Below are 14,696 nucleotides of genomic sequence, written 5' to 3' on the forward strand. Positions count from 1 at the left end.
AAACATTTTTTACAGGAGGTGGCCGATGCAGGCTCTCGACGCTTTGCTCAACCGTGTTTCCGTTCCACGACTGGTCGAACCGGCCCCTACCGCCGAGCAGCGCGAAGTGCTGTTCGCCGCCGCGATGCGCGCGCCGGACCACGGCCATTTGCAGCCATGGCGCTTTTTGACCGTCGAAGGCGCGGCCCGCGAGCAAATGGGTGAGTTGCTGGCCGAAGCGGCAAAGTTGCAGGACAGCGAAGTGTCCGAAGCGGCGCTGGACAAGGCACGCAACGGCCCGCTACGAGCACCGCTGGTGGTCGTGGTGATTGCGCGGTTGCAGGATCACGTCAAGTATCCGAAGTCCGAGCAACTGCTGGCGGCAGGGTGTGCGGCGCACGGGATTTTGCTGGCGGCTTATGCGCAGGGGATTGGTGCGGTGTGGCGTACGGGTGAGTTGGCGTATTCGGCGCATGTGGCCAAGGGCCTGGGGCTGACGGAAGGGGAAGAGGTGATTGCGTTTCTGTACCTCGGCACGCCGCAGAAAGAGGCGCGGGTGGCGGAGAAGGTTGATCTGGCCGAGTTCGTTAGCGCCTGGCCGGCCGCTTGACGATCGTTCCCACGCTCTGCGTGGGAATGCCTCAAGGGACGCTCTGCGTTCCAATGGGGCGCGGAGCGTCCCGGGCTGCATTCCCACGCAGAGCGTGGGAATGATCTAAGCAGGCACTCCCGGCACCAACGGCAATTCCAGGCTGGCAATAAACCCGCCCTCCGGGTGATTGGCCAGCACCAGGCTGCCGCCATGGCGCTCAGCGGCTCGCCGCGCAATGGCCAGCCCCAGGCCATGCCCGGCGGCCGTTTGCCCCGGCGCGCGGTAGAACGGTTCGCCCAGCAGATTCAAGTGTTCGGCCCCGACCCCCGGCCCATGGTCACGCACGCTCACCACCATCCGCTCGCCCTGGCGCGAGGCCTGCATTTCAATCGGCTGGCCTACCGGGTTAAAGCGCTGGGCATTGCGCAGCAGATTGTCCACCGCGCGCTCGATCATGGTCGGCCAACCCTTGAGGTTGAGCTGCGGCTCGGCGTCCAGGCGCACGGTCTGTTCCGGGAAGCCCAGTTGCGCATCCTTTTGCAGGGTATGAAGCAAGGCGTTGAGATCGACCTCTTCGGCGCTGGCGTTATCAGCATCGACCCGGGCCAGGACCAGGATTTCGCTGATCAGCGCTTCCAGTCGGTCGCATTCACGGGTCAGGCGCGGCCAGAGTTTTTGCCGTTCTTCAGGGTTGGCCCGTTCGGCCAGGGCCAGGGCAATCCGTAACCGCGCCAGCGGCGAGCGCAGTTCGTGGGACACGTCCCGCAGCAGTTGTCGCTGACTACCGATCAGGCTTTGCAGACGTGCGCCCATGCGGTTGAAGTCGTTGGCCAGCACGCCGAACTCATCACGACGGTTAGCCAGTTTCACCAGGCTGTTCTGCTGATAAGTGGTTTGCCCCAGATCATGCACCGCACCGCGCAAACGGCTGAGCGGGCGGGTGATCGAGAGGGTCACCAGCAAACTGAACAAGGTCAGCACCACCAGCGCAATCCCCAGCGCACTCAACGGCCAGAGCAGGCTTTCGCGGTGCCACGAGTCCAGTTCCGGGTGCGGGATGCGGTAGATCAACAGGTAGGTGTTGCCGGTTTTTTTGCTGGTGTATTCAGCGGTCAGGCGGCGCCATGGCAGGCGACGATCATCATCATTCTGCCGCGCTTCGAAGGCCGCCGCACGCCGTGGGAAGGTGCCGCGCACCACCGGGTCGCCGCTCTCGTTGAGCACCTGAACGTCGATGTGATACTGGCGTTTGCGCTGTTCGAGGATGTCCTGGGCGGCATCTTCGCCTTGGGCTTCGTAGGTTTGCGTCCACTCTTCGGCCAGGGTGTTGAGGCCCGGGTGGCGGCTGAGAATCCACGCGTCCTGGTTGAGCATGTGCCCCAGCAAAAGGGAAAGCCCTGCAACCAGAGCGATGGCCAGCCAGAAGCTGGCCAAGATACGCCAGAACAATGAACGCACAGAAAATCCTCGAACAAACACAAATCCCATGTAGGAGCGAGGCTTGCCCGCGAAGGCGATTTCATGATCAACCGAAATGTTGAATGTCAGATCGCTTTCGCGGGCAAGCCTCGCTCCTACAGGGGCTTGCACCCACATTGAACAATGGCAAAAGACCCAACGGGGTGAGCCGTTGGGTCCGTAGTTAACGCATTATTGCGCTTTTTGCGGCTGTTGCGCTTTCCAGGCCTTGAACTCGGCCCACTCGGCACGGCGCTCGGCTTGTTTCTTCTGGATCTCGTCGAATTTCTTCTGTTGATCCGGTTTCAGCACGGCGCGTACATCGGCCTGGGCTTTCTGATGCTTGGCGGCCATTTCGTCTTTCATGGCTTTCTGGTCAGCCGGGGAGAGTTTCTCCAGGTATTTCTCGACCAGTTGTTTGCGATCATGCATCTGCTCGCCCATGATTTTGCGGATCTGCTCGCGCTGTTCGCGGCTCAGGTCCAGCTGGCTGTACGGGCCTTTGCCGTGCATGCCGTGCATCTGACCGCCGTGGCGCGAACCGTCCATCGGGCCACCCATCGGGCCGGCACCTTCAGGCATGGCCATGGCAACGGTCGGCAGGGCGGCGGCGAACATCAGAGCGATAAGAGTCTTGCGCATGGTGAATCTCCTTGTCTCGTTCCCGGTACGTTCCGGATGAGTTCAGATTACGGAGATCAAGGTCAGCGGCGGTCAGCGGAGCGTAAAGCTTGGGTAAAGACAGTTTTGCGCCGACCTGACAAAACTTACACGTTGCGTAGGAGCAAGGCTTGCCCGCGATGGCGTCCTCCAGAACGTCATCGCGGGCAAGCCTTGCTCCTGCACGGAAAATGCTCGGGGTTAGAGGCTGTAGTAATAGCCGCGGCTGCGCAGGGCGACGATGCGCGGACGACCGTCAGGGTGCGGGCCGATCTTCTTGCGCAGGTTGCTGACGTGCATGTCCAGGCTGCGGTCGTACAGAGTCAGCTTGCGACCGAGGGCGATCTGCGCCAGTTCCTGTTTATCCAGGGGCTCGCCGGGTTGTTTGATCAGGGCTTCGAGCAGGCGACTTTCGGAGACGGTGAGGGTGAATTCCTGTTCATCGATGCTGACCACGCCGCGCACCGGGCTGAAGCACAGGTCGCCGAGTTCGAGCTGGCTGGACACTGCGGCCGGATGACTGCGGCGCAACACCGCACGCAACCGGGCTGTCAGTTCTCGTGGGTCGCATGGCTTGGCCAGGTAATCGTCGGCGCCGAGTTCCAGGCCGAGGATGCGATCCAGCGGTTCGCCCCGGGCTGAGAGCATCAGCACCGGCAAGTCCGGGTGGTCGCTGCGCAATTGCTTGAGCAGTTCCAGGCCGCTGCCGTCGGGCAGCATCACGTCCAGCACCACGGCCGCCGGGGAGGTTTCGGCCAACGCACGGCGGGCACTCTGGCCATCGTGACAGGCACGGACCACAAAGCCTTCCTGACTCAACCAACTGCCCAGGAGCTCACACAGCTCCTGGTCATCATCAATTAATAACAGCTCGCTCATGACTCACTCAATTTAGCCATTGCCGACGTTTTCGACTTGCTCCACTGGCAAAGATACCGCAGAGCAGGGCCAATAGCGCCACTCCGCCACCGGTGACGAACCATTGCTGCTGATCCGTCAGCAAGCGAGGCAGCGGGCTGCTGGCCAGGGCTTCCTTGAGTTGCAGCTTCAAGCGCTGGTTCTCCTGGCGCAACCGGCTCAGCTGGGCGCTTTCGCGTTCGGCATCGACACTTTGCAGTTGTTTGTTCAGTTCTTCTCGTTGCTGCTCGCTGACTTTCAAACGCTGCTGCAACTCGGCGATCTGGCTGCCGGCGCTCAACGACAACGGTGTGGAGTTACTGCCGGGGGCAGCCTCTTCACCGTGCACGGGGGCCACGATCGACAACGTCACCAACATCAGACACAACGGACCCTTGCGCATCACGACTCCTGATTCCAATCGAGTTATTGGGCAAGTTGTCGGCAGGCAAACGAGAATAATGAGCGATTGAGAGCGCGATGAACCGATAAGGTTCATCGCGAGGGGAGAGATTACGGCAGGACTTGCTTGAACGGCTTCACGGAAACGTTGGCGTAGACGCCTGCGGCCACAAACGGATCGGCCTCGGCCCAGGCTTGTGCGGCGACCAGGGATTCGAATTCGGCGACGATCAAACTGCCGGTGAAACCTGCGGCACCCGGATCATTGCTGTCCACGGCAGGGTTGGGGCCGGCCAGCACGATACGACCTTCGCTCTTGAGCTGTTGCAGGCGCTCAAGGTGCGCGGGCCGGTTGGCCAGGCGGGCTTCCAGGGAGTTGGCGACGTCTGTGGCAACAATGGCGTAGAGCATGTCAGTCCTCGGTTTTTGGCGTAGTAGTGTCAGCGTCATGCAGGTGGCGGGACAGGTAGATGCCTTGCGCGACCAGGAACAGCAGGGTCATGCCCAGGCTGCCGAACACCTTGAAGTCGACCCAGTAGTTCTGGAAGGTGAACGCGACGAACAGGTTGGCGGCGCCGCAGAACAGGAAAAAGGCGATCCAGGCGATGTTCAGGCGAGTCCAGACTGCATCCGGCAGGGTCAGCGCGTGGCCCATGATGCGTTTGATCAGCAACTGGTCGCCGATGAAGTGGCTGCCGATGAATGCCAGGGCGAACAGCCAGTTGACCACCGGGGCTTTCCATTTCAGGAAGGTTTCGCTGTGGAAGGCCAGGGTCAGGCTACCGAAGACCAGGCAGGCGATCAGGGTCAGCCACTGGCTCTTCTCCAGCTTGCGCTGTTTGATGAAGAGCGTGCCGTACACCACCAGGGAACTGATGATCAGCATGGCGGTGGCACTGTAAATACCGCCTACAGTGACCTCATGACCGGCAATGTCGACGACCCGTGGATCGATTTTGAAGACGATGAAAAACAGCAGAAGCGGGATGAAGTCGATGAATTGTTTCACAGTGGCAGCCAGAAGCAGGATGTGTCGGCATAATAACAAACATATTGACGCGCGATAGCGCCAGCTGATTTGAGGTTACAAAGCCCTGTGAATGTTGATTTGCACTGCCATAGCACGGCCTCCGATGGCGCCCTGGCGCCTGCGGTACTGGTTGCGCGTGCGTTCGAGAAAGGCGTGCAAGTGCTGGCCTTGACCGATCACGACACCCTCGAAGGCCTCGATGAGGCCCGCAGCGCCGCGACGGCGCTGGGGATGCAACTGGTCAACGGCGTCGAATTGTCCTGCACCTGGGGCGGCGCGACCATTCATGTACTGGGCTACGGTTTCGACGTCAACGCGGTACCGTTGGTCGAGGCGATTGCCCGATTGCACGATGGCCGCTGGCTACGGTCCGAAGAAATAAGCCGCAAACTCGCGCTCAAGGGCATGCCCGGTGCGATGGACGGTGCCCGGGAGATGCAACAGGCCCTGGGTGACAGTGGCAACGCGCCGGCCCGTCCGCATTTTGCCGACTGGATGGTGCGCGAAGGCTACGTCAAGGATCGCGCCGAAGCGTTCCGCAAATGGCTCGGCGCCGGCAAGCTGGGGGACGTCAAGCAGCACTGGCCGACCCTGGAAGACACCGTCGCCACCCTGCGCGCCGCCGGTGCCTGGGTCAGCCTGGCGCACCCGTGGCATTACGATTTCACTCGCAGCAAGCGTCGCCGCCTGATTTCTGACTATATTCAAGCGGGAGGCCACGCGATTGAAGTGGTCAATGGCCATCAGCCCGCCGAACAGGTCGGCAGCCTGGCCATACTTGCTCGCGAGTTCGGTCTGCTGGTCAGCGCCGGCAGCGATTTTCATGGCCCTGGAGGCTGGTCGGAAATCGGTGAATACCGCCCGGTTCCGGAGGATCTGCCACCGTTATGGTGTCGATTCAAACATGACCCAATTATTGCCGCCGTCTGAACAGGTAGAGAATGTGAGTCAATTTTTCCAGATTCATCCGGAAAACCCGCAAGCGCGCCTGATCAAACAGGCGGTCGAGATCATCCGCAAAGGCGGGGTGGTGATTTATCCAACAGACTCGTCCTACGCCATTGGTTGCCAGATCGGCGACAAGAACGCCGTGGAACGCGTGCGCCGGCTGCGTGGGCTGGATGACAAGCACAACTTCGCGTTGATTTGCAGCGACCTGTCGCAACTGGGCATCTTCGCCAAGATCGACACCGGAACCTTCCGCATCCTCAAGGCCCATTTACCTGGGCCCTATACGTTTATCCTCAACGCCACCCGCGAAGTGCCGCGCCTGTTGCTGCACGCCAAGAAGCGCACCATCGGCCTGCGGGTGCCGAGCCATCCGATTGCCCTGGCGCTGCTGGCCGAATTGGGCGAGCCGCTGATGAGCGTGACCCTGATCCTGCCCGGCGACACCGATCCGCTGAGCGATCCCCACGAAATGCGCCAGTTGCTGGAGCACCAGGTGGACCTGATCATCGACGGCGGTTTCGGCGGGATCAAGGCGTCCACGGTGATCAACCTCGCCGATGGCGAACCGGAAGTGATCCGCGTCGGTTGCGGCGACCCAGCGCCGTTCATGGCCGAGGCGTAGATGTCTGCAGTAGAACCCGTCGACAGTCAGGCCGGAGCCCAGCAAGAGCTGCCCTTCGCGATGGTCTATGGCCAGGCGGTCATGGAAATGCCGCTGGACCTGTACATCCCGCCGGATGCCCTTGAAGTCTTTCTCGAAGCCTTCGAGGGTCCGCTCGATTTGCTGCTGTACCTGATCCGCAAGCAGAACATCAACATCCTCGACATCCCGGTGGCGGAAATCACCCGGCAATACATGGGTTATGTCGAGTTGATGCAGTCGGTGCGCCTGGAACTGGCCGCCGAGTACCTGGTGATGGCCGCGATGCTGGCTGAGATCAAGTCGCGAATGCTGCTGCCCCGCGCCGAGTCCATCGAAGCCGAGGAAGACGACCCGCGCGCCGAGCTGATCCGGCGCTTGCAGGAATACGAGCGCTTCAAGGCTGCCGCCGAAGGCATCGATGGCCTGAGCCGGGTCGGTCGCGACGTCGTGGTGCCCAAGCTCGATGCCCCGGAAGCGCGGGCGCGCAAACTGGTGCCGGACGTGAGCCTGGAAGAGTTGCTGATGTCCATGGCCGAGGTCCTGCGCCGGGGCGACATGTTCGAAAGTCACCAGGTCAGCCGGGAGGCCTTGTCCACCCGCGAGCGCATGAGCGATGTGCTGGAACGGCTCAAGGGCGGCGGTTTCGTGCCCTTTGTCGAGCTGTTCACCGTTGAGGAAGGACGGCTGGGGGTGGTGGTGACCTTTATGGCGATCCTCGAACTGGTCAAGGAATCCTTGGTCGAGCTGGTGCAGAATGAAGCGTTCGCGCCGATCCATGTGCGGGCCCGAGCCGAATAACGAGTTGAATCATGAACCTGACTGAACCCCGCGAGCTGGCGCCACTGCTTGAAGCCTTTCTGTTGGCCTCGGGAAAACCGCAATCCCTTGAACGCCTGTTCGAACTCTTCGAAGAGGGCGAGCGGCCTGAACCGCCGGTGTTCAAGAAAGCCCTGACGATCCTCGCCAAGTCCTGCGACGGCCGCGCCTTCGAATTGAAGGAAGTCGCCTCCGGCTACCGCCTGCAGATCCGCGAGAAGTTTTCGCCGTGGGTCGGTCGGTTGTGGGAAGAGCGCCCGCAGCGTTATTCCCGGGCCATGCTCGAAACCATGGCGCTGATCGCCTATCGCCAGCCGATCACCCGGGGCGAGATCGAAGACGTGCGGGGCGTGGCGGTCAACAGTCACATCGTCAAGACGTTGCTGGAGCGCGAGTGGATTCGCATCGTCGGTTATCGCGATGTGCCGGGTAAACCGGCGATGTTCGCCACCACCAAGGTGTTTCTCGATCACTTCAACCTGAAAAATCTCGACGACCTGCCGCCGTTGGCTGAACTGCGCGAGATGGAGCCCGACCCGGTGCTCGATTTCGATGACGCGCCAGTGCCGGCCGGCTTGCAGGAACTGGCCGACGCCAGCGCCGAGCCGGAAGAGCCCAAGGAAGAAACCAGTTTCCATACGCTGCTGCTGGAACTGGATGACATGGAGCAGGGGATCAAGACGGACTTTGATGACTTGTTGCGTGATGGGGCGGTGACGGAGACGGAAGAAGGTCTGGATCTAGCGGTGCCAGAGCCAGTCATCGAAGTTGAACTTCAGCCTGACCCGGAAGCCACAATCGAAGACGAGCCGGAAGAGGAGCTGGAGGATGATGTTCTGGGCGTTGCCGAAGCCCGCGAGAAACTCCTGGCTGCTGTCGCTGCGTTAGAGCCACACAAGCCCGAACCGGAACCCGAGCTGAGCGACGAAGAAGCCGAAGCCCGCGCCCTGGCTGAAGCGATCGAAGCCGAACGCCGGGAATTCGACGACTGACCGAATCCCCGCGGGCAATAAAAATCCCTTGTAGGAGCGAAGCTTGCTCGCGAAGACGGCGGCACATCCAGCATCGATGGGTCAGACACACCGCTTTCGCGAGCAAGCTTCGCTCCTACAGGAAGCGCGTTCACAGGAATTATTGATGAGCTCAACCAAAGACCCCTGCATCAGCCTCTGCAAGTTCACCGACGACATCTGCGTCGGTTGCGGGCGCAGCAAGCGTGAAATCAAGGCCTGGAAGAAACTCGACAAGACCGACAAGCGCACCGTGCTCGCCGAAGCGGCGTTGCGCTTGATCAAACTCGGTGCCACCGGTCGGCGGAAAGCCAAGTAAGTCTGCATTCATCAGCTAGTCTCTGATGCGCGAACGCTTGCATGAGCGTATGATTCGCGACCCTCCGGCGATCCCTTCGTCCGAGACCCAGCTTTCAACACTTCAGGGCCTTCACTTCAGAGCGTCCTGAACAGACCACACCGGGAGGTGCCCAGATGAGTATCAACGACCAGAAAGACGGCCCGAAAGACGACGCCGAAATCGGCCCCGCAGGCGAGAAACTGCAGAAAGTCCTCGCCCGTATCGGCGTCGGCTCGCGCCGTGACGTAGAAGCCTGGATCAGCCACGGCCGCATCAAGGTCAATGGCAAAGACGCCACCCTTGGCCAGCGCGTCGACATGCACGACGCCATCACCATTGATGGCCGCGTGATCAAGCGCGAAGAAGCCGCCGAGTCGGTACGCCGCGTGATCATGTACAACAAGCCCGACGGTGAAATCTGCACCCGCCTTGACCCGGAAGGCCGTCCGACCGTATTCGACAAGATGCCAAAACCGAAAGAAGGTCGCTGGATCAACATCGGCCGTCTGGACATCAACACCACCGGTCTGCTGATGTTCACCACCGACGGTGAACTGGCCAACCGCCTGATGCACCCTTCCTACGAAATGGACCGTGAATACGCGGTGCGTGTGCGTGGCGAAGTCGATGACGAGATGATCGAGCGCTTGAAAGCAGGGGTTGTCCTCGAAGACGGCCCAGCCAAGTTCACCGACATCAAGCAGGCGCCGGGCGGCGAAGGTTTCAACCACTGGTACCACTGCGTGGTGATGGAAGGTCGCAACCGCGAAGTTCGTCGCTTGTGGGAATCCCAGGGCCTGGTGGTCAGCCGTCTGAAGCGCGTGCGTTTCGGTCCGGTGTTCCTCAACTCCGACCTGCCGATGGGTCGCTGGCGCGAAATGAGCCAGTACGAAGTCGACATTCTGAGTGCTGAAGTGGGCCTGACGCCTGTGGCCATGCCGCAGATGAATGCCAAGAGCAAAGACAAGCTCGACCGTATGCAGCGTAAATCGTCGCGTCCGATGGGCAAGACCGAGCGCGTGCGTTCGTTGCGTCCAGCCATCGGCAACCAGACCGCTGCGACGCCGCGTGACACCCGCGAACCGCATATCGAAGGCGAGCGTCCAGCCCGCAAGCCCGCAGCACCTCGTGCTGATGGCGAGCGCGGTCCACGCACGCCACGTCCGGCCAATGGTCGCACCGAGCGCGGCGAAGGCCGTGGTGCGCCAAGCGGTGGTCGTAGCGATCGCGGTGCTCCTCGTGGTGAGGCCCGTGGTGATTCGAGTCGCGGTACGCCAGTGGCGGACCGTCCGGCCGACACCAAGCGTCCGGCCAAGGCGCCGGCGAAGAAACGCCCGGGCATCGTGCTGGTCGACAAGGACACGCCATCGGGCAAGCGCCGTGGCGCACCGGCCGGTTCGGGCCAGCGTCCGGGGTTCGGGCGTCGTAAGCCGGAGTGAAGCAGCGTTGAGTTTTTAGCGGCAAGCTGCAAGTGAAAAACGCCAACCTCAGGGTTGGCGTTTTTTTTCGTCTGGCTGATCGTTCCCACGCTCTGCGTGGGAATGCATCAATGGACGCTCCGCGTCCGCTTCGCAAGGGACGCGGAGCGTCCCGGGCTGCATTCCCACGCAGAGCGTGGGAACGATCATTTAAAAGACAAACCGCCCATCAAACACCGGCTCATCATCGAGCGCCAACACACCGCCGGAGAAGATCAGGTCCAGGTGATGACTGCCCTTGGCCCCGCCGCCCAACCCCAGATGCAAGCCGCAATGGCGCTCCTCGAACCCGGCGTTGCGCGCGTAAAGCTCCTTCACGCCTTCATTGGTGCCAATGCCCAACTCCTCGATCCGCCGATTCGACGGATTGGCGTCCAGGTATTTATTGAAGTCATGTTCCAGCCCCGGCACGTCCGTGGCGATTTTGTGGATGGTCGAGTTCTTGATCCACAGTTCCAGCGGCGATTCCAAGACCCCGTATTTGCGCGCGAACGGAATGGTGCTGAGGAACGTCCCCATGAACTTCACGCGGCCATTGATCTCTTCGCTATGCGTCGCGATCTCGCCGGGGGCCAGGTCAAAGTTGCCCACACCGTTGATATCAGTCCACTTCTTGATGCTGCTCAACGGTGCTTCGAACCATGAGCCGTGATCATCTTTGAAGCTGAGCGTCGTGGCATGGGACATGCGCTGGATCAAGTGGCTGTTCAACCCGGCAATGCGCTGCGGGGTGACGCTGAAGGTGTCGTAGAAGTAATCGCCGTAATCCTTGAACAGCAACGACTTCTTCCAGTTTTGCGCCATCACCCCTTGCAGCGCGCGGACAAACTCCGGGCCATCGGGACGTGGGTTGGGCAGGGTGGAAGAGTCGTAGAAGAAAATGTACAGATCGCTGTCAGTAATCGCCTGCGCCAGCAATTCGGTGGGTTCGAGGTCCAGGCGCAGGGTGCTGAAGCTGAACGGTGTGCTGAGACCGGCCTGTTCGGCGATGGCGCCGGTCAGTGCCTCGTAATCAGCGGTGTGGCCGAGCAAGACCTTCGCCGGGTTGATACCGACAAGGGCCGGGTGGTGTTCGAGGTAGTAAAGGAAATGCGAGATAGCCCGTTGCTTATCCATGTAATCCTCCCTGACAAACCGAGAAAATGTGGCAGGCACAACCGGCCGGATCGTGCCTGCCGGGGATGGCTTACAGAGGCCACATCGCCGTGCCGAACGGAACAACCGCGTCGGCTTGCATCATTTCAACGGCGGCTTCATGGGTCGGTGCTTCAAACCAATCGTCCAGTTGCAGTTCAGTTTCCAAGTCTTTGTCCAGTTGCATGTGAATCTCCTAGATGACTTTTGAGTAAGAACAGCGGCGTAGTTTTCAATCGATGAATACAACGCCAACTTGCCGGTCGATATGGCTCGGCAAGTCGCTGAAAACCTAGTTCACTGGTTTTTAAAATGCAAAAAAATAATTAAATAAGATTTGTTTGAACTATTTATTCCATTTTTCCAGAGTGAATTTCTTAATAAGAAACAAAAAACTAACTCGACCTTTTCCTTAGGAAGCTTCCTAACGTCAATTTGCAGTCGGCCTATGGAATGATCTGGTTTGGCAAATTTACGTTACGGCGTGTAACGCAATCTTGACGAAATACGCGGACATACCTCGCCTGTTAGCGTCTTCTCGTCGACTGTAAGGAAAAGCTTCCGCCATGCCCGCTCACAGTCCATCCGCAGGGCTCTGGCCCGCTTGTTTCAGCCGCGCTTGACGGGTGAGATGCGTGCCATGCCTGCCGTGCAGGTGCATAACAAGAAGGAGGCGCAATGAACGCCGTGATCGATCTCCAATTCTCTCCGTGGGCCGATTCTTCCATCGCCCGCGCCGACGACCTGCAAAGGTCTGACTCCTTTTTTGCAGCTGCCCGGCACCCCCGAGGCGGACACAGACAATCCCGGCAACCGACGCGCTGATCCAGCGGGTCTGGCAGCAGGGGGTTAGCGGTGTACAATGCGCCGCGTTTTAACTGTGACCTCCTGCGCATCTGCGCACTTCAAGGCTACCCGTCTTGTTCACTCCGCCGCGCCACAAGCGTGTCGGGTTCGATTTCGTCACGGATAAAAACAAACAGGTGACGCATGACCGTTGTAAATACGCTGAACTCCTGGTGCTTGCGCTGGGGTTTGATCGGCGCTGCTTGAAATTGCAACCGAGCAGCAACGTCTACTGAACATCATCAAACCTTGCGTGAGACCCTTTTCATGAGTGGACCAAACTCGCATTCAGGCGAGCTGAAACGCGGCCTGAAAAATCGCCACATTCAACTGATCGCCCTCGGTGGCGCGATCGGCACCGGGCTGTTCCTCGGCTCGGCGGGCGTGCTGAAATCCGCCGGCCCGTCGATGATCCTCGGCTACGCCATCTGCGGCTTCATTGCGTTCATGATCATGCGCCAACTCGGCGAAATGATCGTCGAAGAGCCGGTGGCCGGTTCCTTCAGCCACTTCGCGCACAAATACTGGGGCGGTTTCGCCGGCTTCCTGTCGGGCTGGAACTGCTGGATTCTGTACATTCTGGTGGGCATGTCGGAGCTGACCGCGGTCGGCAAGTACATCCACTACTGGGCGCCGGATATCCCTACGTGGGTCTCGGCCGCCGGGTTCTTCGTATTGATCAACCTGATCAACCTGGCCAACGTCAAAGTGTTTGGCGAAGCCGAGTTCTGGTTCGCGATCATCAAGGTCGTGGCGATTGTCGGCATGATTGCCCTGGGCAGCTATTTGCTGGTCAGCGGCAACGGCGGCCCGCAGGCCTCGGTGAGCAACCTGTGGTCCCACGGTGGTTTCTTCCCGAATGGCGTCAGTGGTCTGGTGATGGCCATGGCGATCATCATGTTCTCCTTCGGCGGCCTTGAAATGCTCGGTTTCACCGCAGCCGAAGCCGACAAGCCGAAGACCGTGATCCCGAAAGCCATCAACCAGGTGATCTACCGGATCCTGATTTTCTACATCGGCGCCCTGGTCATCCTGCTGTCGCTGACGCCATGGGACAGCCTGCTGGCGACCCTGAATGCGTCCGGCGATTCCTACAGCGGCAGCCCGTTCGTGCAGGTGTTCTCGATGCTGGGCAGCAACACCGCCGCGCACATCCTCAACTTCGTGGTCCTGACCGCGGCATTGTCGGTGTACAACAGCGGCACCTACTGCAACAGCCGCATGTTGCTGGGCATGGCCGAGCAGGGCGATGCGCCGAAGGCCCTGGCGAAGATCGATAAGCGCGGCGTGCCGGTGCGTTCGATCCTGGCGTCGGCGGCGGTGACGTTGATCGCCGTGTTGCTCAACTACCTGATCCCGCAAAACGCCCTGGAGCTGTTGATGTCCCTGGTGGTGGCGACCCTGGTGATCAACTGGGCGATGATCAGCTTCTCGCACTTCAAGTTCCGCCAACACATGAACAAAACCAAGCAGACGCCGCTGTTCAAGGCCCTGTGGTACCCGTACGGGAACTACATCTGCCTGGCGTTCGTGGCCTTCATCTTGTGCGTGATGCTGCTGATCCCGGGCATTCAGATCTCGGTGTATGCGATTCCGGTGTGGGTCGCGTTCATGTGGATCTGTTACGGCATCAAGAACAAGCGCCGCGCACAGCACGCGTTGCACACCGCGGTGAAATAACGCGGTACGCAGAAACAACAAACCCGGCCAAGTGCCGGGTTTGTTGTTTTTTTAACGCTCACTGCTTTAATGCCGCCAATACATGATCAGGATCATTATGTATCGCTCGCAGCAGAGCGCGGGCAGGCCCTTGCGGGTCGCGACGGCCTTGCTCCCAGTTACGAAGAGTGCCCAATGCCACATCAATAGTTTCGGCAAACCGGGCTTGAGATAGCCCTGTGGCCTGTCGGATTTTTTTTACCTGTGCAGCATCAATGTGGAATTCACGTGACGGCTGACGCTCGCCACGGTCAATTTCGTCCATCTGGGTCATGCTTTCTACAAGGCGGTTGAAGAGATTTTTTTCCATCATTTCCACCTACTGTTTAGTTCGCGAAGCACTTTTTTCTCATCCTCGGACAGATCGTCTTTGGCCCCTTTCTGATAGATCAGAATCAGGCGGATCTGGTAAGCCGATACGAGATGGTAGTAGATCACTCTAACCCCACCTCGCTTGCCCTTTCCTTGTGCGCCCCAGCGTACCTTCCTGAGACCTCCTGTTCCTTGGATTACATCCCCCGTGTCCGGGTTTTCTGCCAACGAATTCTGTAGTGCTCGATACTCATCCTCACTGAGAAGACCTTTAACGTCTTCGGTAAAGATCGGGGTTTCAATAACGATCATGCCTTTCCTTGGCGTACGTCAGTGGCGTAGTTCGACTATAGCCATTCAATCAAGGTGGAGCAACGACAAACTCGAGCCGCACCCACATGATCTTCTGCGCGTCGTAAATTGCATTCG

18 protein-coding genes are annotated in these 14,696 nt (G+C 59.8%); 8 read left to right on the forward strand and 10 right to left on the reverse strand.

The window, feature by feature from the left end; translation table 11 throughout:
* The first annotated feature begins 25 nt into the window (after positions 1-25).
* Positions 26-589, forward strand: a complete 564-nt coding sequence (locus ACY4LX_RS09195; protein WP_463259733.1) for an NAD(P)H nitroreductase — start codon at positions 26-28, stop codon at positions 587-589.
* Between the two features lie 105 nt (positions 590-694).
* Here ACY4LX_RS09195 and ACY4LX_RS09200 read toward each other — a convergent pair whose 3' ends face one another.
* The 6 genes from ACY4LX_RS09200 to ACY4LX_RS09225 form a co-directional block, all read right to left on the reverse strand.
* Entirely contained in the window at positions 695-2,029 is a 1,335-nt protein-coding gene (locus ACY4LX_RS09200) for a sensor histidine kinase (RefSeq protein WP_149657068.1), read from the reverse strand.
* A gap of 192 nt (positions 2,030-2,221) precedes the next feature.
* Positions 2,222-2,671 carry a Spy/CpxP family protein refolding chaperone gene (locus tag ACY4LX_RS09205; RefSeq protein ID WP_463259734.1) on the reverse strand — a complete coding sequence of 150 codons (450 nt, stop codon included), beginning with the start codon at positions 2,669-2,671 and terminating at the stop codon, positions 2,222-2,224.
* Between the two features lie 219 nt (positions 2,672-2,890).
* Complete coding sequence (locus tag ACY4LX_RS09210; protein WP_123409237.1) at positions 2,891-3,568, reverse strand: response regulator transcription factor; 678 nt, start codon at positions 3,566-3,568, stop codon at positions 2,891-2,893.
* 7 nt (positions 3,569-3,575) lie between these two features.
* The gene (locus ACY4LX_RS09215) at positions 3,576-3,989 is read right to left on the reverse strand and encodes a translation initiation factor 2 (protein ID WP_463259735.1); all 414 of its coding nucleotides are present in this window, start codon (positions 3,987-3,989) and stop codon (positions 3,576-3,578) included.
* Between the two features lie 110 nt (positions 3,990-4,099).
* On the reverse strand, positions 4,100-4,399 hold the full coding sequence (locus ACY4LX_RS09220) for a YciI family protein (protein WP_149657065.1): 300 nt from the start codon (positions 4,397-4,399) through the stop codon (positions 4,100-4,102).
* A gap of 1 nt (position 4,400) precedes the next feature.
* On the reverse strand, positions 4,401-4,997 hold the full coding sequence (locus ACY4LX_RS09225; RefSeq protein WP_133839185.1) for a septation protein A: 597 nt from the start codon (positions 4,995-4,997) through the stop codon (positions 4,401-4,403).
* Positions 4,998-5,084: 87 nt separating this feature from the next.
* Between ACY4LX_RS09225 and ACY4LX_RS09230 the strand changes: the two genes are divergently transcribed.
* The 6 genes from ACY4LX_RS09230 to rluB all read left to right on the forward strand — a co-directional run bounded on the left by ACY4LX_RS09230 (position 5,085) and on the right by rluB (position 10,217).
* The gene (locus ACY4LX_RS09230; RefSeq protein WP_149657064.1) at positions 5,085-5,948 is read left to right on the forward strand and encodes a PHP domain-containing protein; all 864 of its coding nucleotides are present in this window, start codon (positions 5,085-5,087) and stop codon (positions 5,946-5,948) included.
* 13 nt (positions 5,949-5,961) lie between these two features.
* On the forward strand, positions 5,962-6,591 hold the full coding sequence (locus ACY4LX_RS09235) for an L-threonylcarbamoyladenylate synthase (protein ID WP_133839183.1): 630 nt from the start codon (positions 5,962-5,964) through the stop codon (positions 6,589-6,591).
* A 60-nt stretch (positions 6,592-6,651) separates the two neighbouring features.
* Positions 6,652-7,410, forward strand: a complete 759-nt coding sequence (locus tag ACY4LX_RS09240; protein ID WP_463260574.1) for a segregation and condensation protein A — start codon at positions 6,652-6,654, stop codon at positions 7,408-7,410.
* Positions 7,411-7,421: 11 nt separating this feature from the next.
* Complete coding sequence (gene scpB / locus ACY4LX_RS09245; RefSeq protein ID WP_463259736.1) at positions 7,422-8,420, forward strand: SMC-Scp complex subunit ScpB; 999 nt, start codon at positions 7,422-7,424, stop codon at positions 8,418-8,420.
* A gap of 145 nt (positions 8,421-8,565) precedes the next feature.
* Positions 8,566-8,757: a DUF1289 domain-containing protein gene (locus tag ACY4LX_RS09250; RefSeq protein ID WP_463259737.1), complete on the forward strand. Its 192-nt coding sequence runs from the start codon at positions 8,566-8,568 to the stop codon at positions 8,755-8,757.
* A 155-nt stretch (positions 8,758-8,912) separates the two neighbouring features.
* A complete protein-coding gene (rluB, locus tag ACY4LX_RS09255) occupies positions 8,913-10,217 on the forward strand; it encodes a 23S rRNA pseudouridine(2605) synthase RluB (protein WP_169371063.1) in 1,305 nt (434 codons plus the stop codon).
* Positions 10,218-10,406: 189 nt separating this feature from the next.
* Here the strand turns inward: rluB and ACY4LX_RS09260 are convergent, their stop codons facing one another.
* Both ACY4LX_RS09260 and ACY4LX_RS09265 read right to left on the reverse strand, forming a co-directional pair.
* The gene (locus tag ACY4LX_RS09260) at positions 10,407-11,372 is read right to left on the reverse strand and encodes a M29 family metallopeptidase (protein ID WP_149657060.1); all 966 of its coding nucleotides are present in this window, start codon (positions 11,370-11,372) and stop codon (positions 10,407-10,409) included.
* Positions 11,373-11,442: 70 nt separating this feature from the next.
* Complete coding sequence (locus ACY4LX_RS09265) at positions 11,443-11,577, reverse strand: hypothetical protein (protein ID WP_054049237.1); 135 nt, start codon at positions 11,575-11,577, stop codon at positions 11,443-11,445.
* A gap of 926 nt (positions 11,578-12,503) precedes the next feature.
* Here ACY4LX_RS09265 and ACY4LX_RS09270 point away from each other — a divergent pair.
* Complete coding sequence (locus ACY4LX_RS09270; RefSeq protein WP_463259738.1) at positions 12,504-13,916, forward strand: amino acid permease; 1,413 nt, start codon at positions 12,504-12,506, stop codon at positions 13,914-13,916.
* Between the two features lie 58 nt (positions 13,917-13,974).
* On the opposite strand, the gene ACY4LX_RS09275 is transcribed toward ACY4LX_RS09270, so the two are convergent.
* Positions 13,975-14,265 carry a helix-turn-helix domain-containing protein gene (locus ACY4LX_RS09275; protein WP_463259739.1) on the reverse strand — a complete coding sequence of 97 codons (291 nt, stop codon included), beginning with the start codon at positions 14,263-14,265 and terminating at the stop codon, positions 13,975-13,977.
* A complete protein-coding gene (locus ACY4LX_RS09280) occupies positions 14,265-14,579 on the reverse strand; it encodes a hypothetical protein (protein ID WP_463259740.1) in 315 nt (104 codons plus the stop codon). Before ACY4LX_RS09280 ends, ACY4LX_RS09275 begins: the two co-directional genes overlap by 1 nt.
* Positions 14,580-14,696: the final 117 nt, after the last annotated feature.

Source organism: Pseudomonas sp. Emmai, assembly GCF_055179735.1.